This window comes from Flavobacterium sp., from assembly GCF_044338735.1.
Lineage (GTDB): Bacteria > Bacteroidota > Bacteroidia > Flavobacteriales > Flavobacteriaceae > Flavobacterium.
The window spans coordinates 1-3,431 of the sequence record NZ_JBIIWV010000207.1 but is presented as its reverse complement, the minus strand read 5'-3'; the positions used below and the strand labels follow the sequence as shown (position 1 = coordinate 3,431).

Below are 3,431 nucleotides of genomic sequence, written 5' to 3'. Positions count from 1 at the left end.
GTTGGTATTTGGAATTTAATTTTTGGGATTTCTATAAAAGTAACAACAGTTTAAAACTGTTCGTTTTTTGATTGATGATTGAAACTCCGGCTGATTACCGGAGTTTCATTTTTTTCAGCCAAATAAAACTCCAGTCTGTTCGCTTTGCTCGGGTTTCCAGAGTTTTTTAAAAAAACCCTAAAAATTCAACATTCCAAGTTGAATATTCAAAATTCTAAAAATGAAAGTTTATAATTTGTACATTTGCAAAAAGATTGAATATTCAATGTTGAAAAAGGAATATTGAAATCTACAATAAACAACATAACTACAACATGAAAAATACATTTATCGCTCCATCGGTTTTAGCTGCCGATTTTGCTAATTTACAACGCGACATTGAAATGATTAATGCCAGTGAAGCCGATTGGTTTCATATTGATGTAATGGATGGTCATTTCGTTCCTAATATTTCATATGGAATGCCAGTGATTCAGGCTATAAAAAAACACGCAACAAAACCATTAGATGTACATTTAATGATTGAAAAACCTGAAAGATACATTGAAGAATTTGCAAAAATTGGTGCTGATATAATAACAGTTCACTACGAATCTACAGTTCATCTTCACAGAACTTTAAGACAAATAAAAGCTGCAGGTTGTAAAGCTGGAGTAGTACTTAATTTAACAACACCAGTTTCTGTTTTAGAAGATATTTTACCAGAATGTTATATGGTTTTAATCATGTCTATCAATCCTGGTTTTGGTGGTCAAAAATTTGAAGAAATTACGTATCAGAAAGTAAGAAAACTTCGAAAAATGATTACAGAACAAGGATTAGACACACTAATAGAAATTGACGGCGGTGTAACCGATAAAAACGCAAAACAATTAGCAGATGCTGGTGCAGACGTATTAGTAGCAGGAAGTTATGTTTTTGGCGCGCAAGATCCAATTGCAACCATTGCTGATTTGAAGCAAATAACTAAATAATAATCTTTATATTCCTTAAAGGTTTAATTTAAAAACATTAATAAAAAAAACGCTCAAATAAGTTTGGCGTTTTTTTTGTTTAAAATATTTATTAGTGACCTCGGCAGGGTTCGAACCTGCAACCAACGGAGCCGAAATCCGTCATTCTATCCAGTTGAACTACGAAGCCGTTTTTTTTAGATAATAGATTATTAGACTTTGGATAATAGACTTAATCTATTTTCTATATTCTCTATTTTTAAACTAAAAGTTTTTTAACAATTCCAGAAATAACTTTACCTTCTGCTTGTCCACCTATTTGAGCTGAAGCTAAGCCCATAACTTTCCCCATAGCAGCAATTCCTGTAGCACCTGTTTCTGAAATGATTTTAGAAATAATTGCCTCTACTTCTGATTCTGATAATTGTGCGGGTAAGAATTTTTCGATAACTGCTATTTGGGCTAATTCTGGTTCAGCTAAATCGAGACGGTTTTGTGCCGTAAAAATTTCGTAACTGTCTTTACGCATTTTTACTAAACGCTGTAACATTTTAATCTCGTCTGCTTCGGACAAACCATCTGCAGCACCTACTTCTGTTTTGGCTAAAATTATTGCAGACTTTATAGCTCTTAATGCTTCTAAAGCGACTGTATCTTTTGCTTTCATGGCTTCTTTCATGTGATCCATGATTTTTACTTCTAAACTCATATATTTATATTTGTTATATTAAAATTGTTGTGCAAAGGTAACGAAAAAAACCCGAAAATTGCTCTTCGGGTCTTATCAGATAGGTTAGTTTATTGTAAATTAATCTACATTATCATGAAGAAAGGAATTGTTTGAACGAAGTTGTATATCATCGTTACTATCTGTTCCTAAAGACATTCTAGATTGATTATTGTTTGATGATGGTGCAGATGTTACATCTATTCCCATTCTTTTATAGGCGGGCTCTTTCTCAAATTCATCAATTTGCGCGTTGTTGTTGTTGAATTTATGATTGAAATCCTTCATTTTAAGTTTACGTTCTTCGGCTCTAAATTTTAATGTTTCTTCGATAGACATTTCTAAAGGTGAAACCGCATCAAAATGAATGTTATTTTCAAGTTTTTCAACTTCTTTTTTCATTGTAAAATTGAGCTCTTCGTCAACAGGTTCATTAACCATATTAACCTCTTTTGTCGCTTCAATTTGAGTCTCAATTTCTAAATAGTCTTCTAATGAATATTTAATAATTCCGCTTTGATTCACTTCAGTAACTGGTACAACATTTATTAGATCTTTCACTTCTAATGAACGTGTTTCCTCTGTTAAATCAAACACAATGGTGTTTTCAACTTTGGATTCTGTTTTAATATCAAATAAATCTAATTCAAAATTAAAATCTTCTTTTGCTATTACAAATTCTGGATCAATAACCTGAATTTCTCTAATTTGTGGTGTAATAATTTCAAAATTGGTTTGTGCGGTTGCAGCTACAATTTCGTAAGTTACCTCAATATTTTTAAGAAAATCTGTTGTAGGTACTAAATCAATTGTAGCAACAGATTCATTAATTTCAAAAACTGACTCTTCTGCTTCATCTAATGAGAATACAATTTTTGGTGTTACTTCTTCAACAACAGGAGCTTCACTTTTGGCAATTACTTCATTCAGCTCAGGTGCTTCAAAAATTGGCTCATTCACTGAAAGTGATGCAATCGTGTCATTCAATAAAACATGAACACTTTTTTGTTCGTCTTCAAGCGAGTGAATTATTTTTTTCGGTTCTGTATTTACAATTTCGGCTTGTTGTTCTACATTAAATCCTGTTGCAATAACGGTTACAGAAATAGCATCACCTAATGCTTCTTCTTCACCAACTCCCATAATGATGTTAGCATTAAAACCTGCTTCAGCCTGAATATAGTCGTTGATTTCACCTATTTCATCAATGGTAATTTCATTAGCTTCATTAGTACCTGATACAATTAATAATAATACATTTTTAGCACCTGTAATTTTATTGTCGTTCAATAAAGGAGAATCTAAAGCACTAGAAATTGCTTGCTTTGCACGATCTTCTCCTGATGCAGCTGCTGATCCCATGATTGCTGTTCCGCTATTTGATAATACGGTTTTAGCATCTTTAAGATCAATATTTTGTGTATAGTGGTGGGTAATTACTTCGGCAATTCCTCTTGAGGCTGTTGCCAAAACTTCGTCAGCTTTTGAAAAACCTGCTTTAAATCCTAAGTTTCCATATACTTCACGTAATTTATTATTATTGATAACAACTAAAGAATCTACTTGTTTGCGTAAACGTTCTACTCCGGCTAACGCTTGCTCAGAGCGAACTTTTCCTTCAAACTGAAAAGGAATTGTAACAATACCAACGGTAAGAATGTCTCTGTCTTTTGCTAATTGTGCAATGACAGGAGCAGCACCCGTTCCAGTTCCTCCACCCATTCCAGCGGTGATAAAAACCATTTTGGTAT

General features: G+C 32.9%; 3 protein-coding genes and 1 tRNA gene. 1 reads left to right on the top strand and 3 read right to left on the bottom strand.

Going from position 1 to position 3,431, the window contains the following annotated elements; genetic code table 11:
- Positions 1-314: 314 nt before the first annotated feature.
- Complete coding sequence (gene rpe / locus ACIQZC_RS10145) at positions 315-974, top strand: ribulose-phosphate 3-epimerase (RefSeq protein WP_396139107.1); 660 nt, start codon at positions 315-317, stop codon at positions 972-974.
- Positions 975-1,069: 95 nt separating this feature from the next.
- On the opposite strand, the gene ACIQZC_RS10140 is transcribed toward rpe, so the two are convergent.
- The 3 genes from ACIQZC_RS10140 to ACIQZC_RS10130 all read right to left on the bottom strand — a co-directional run.
- Positions 1,070-1,143 (bottom strand) — tRNA-Arg (locus ACIQZC_RS10140).
- A 69-nt stretch (positions 1,144-1,212) separates the two neighbouring features.
- Positions 1,213-1,662 carry a GatB/YqeY domain-containing protein gene (locus ACIQZC_RS10135; RefSeq protein ID WP_396139106.1) on the bottom strand — a complete coding sequence of 150 codons (450 nt, stop codon included), beginning with the start codon at positions 1,660-1,662 and terminating at the stop codon, positions 1,213-1,215.
- A gap of 99 nt (positions 1,663-1,761) precedes the next feature.
- Positions 1,762-3,431: cell division protein FtsZ (locus tag ACIQZC_RS10130; RefSeq protein ID WP_396139105.1), on the bottom strand; the 1,670-nt coding region annotated here is incomplete at its 5' end.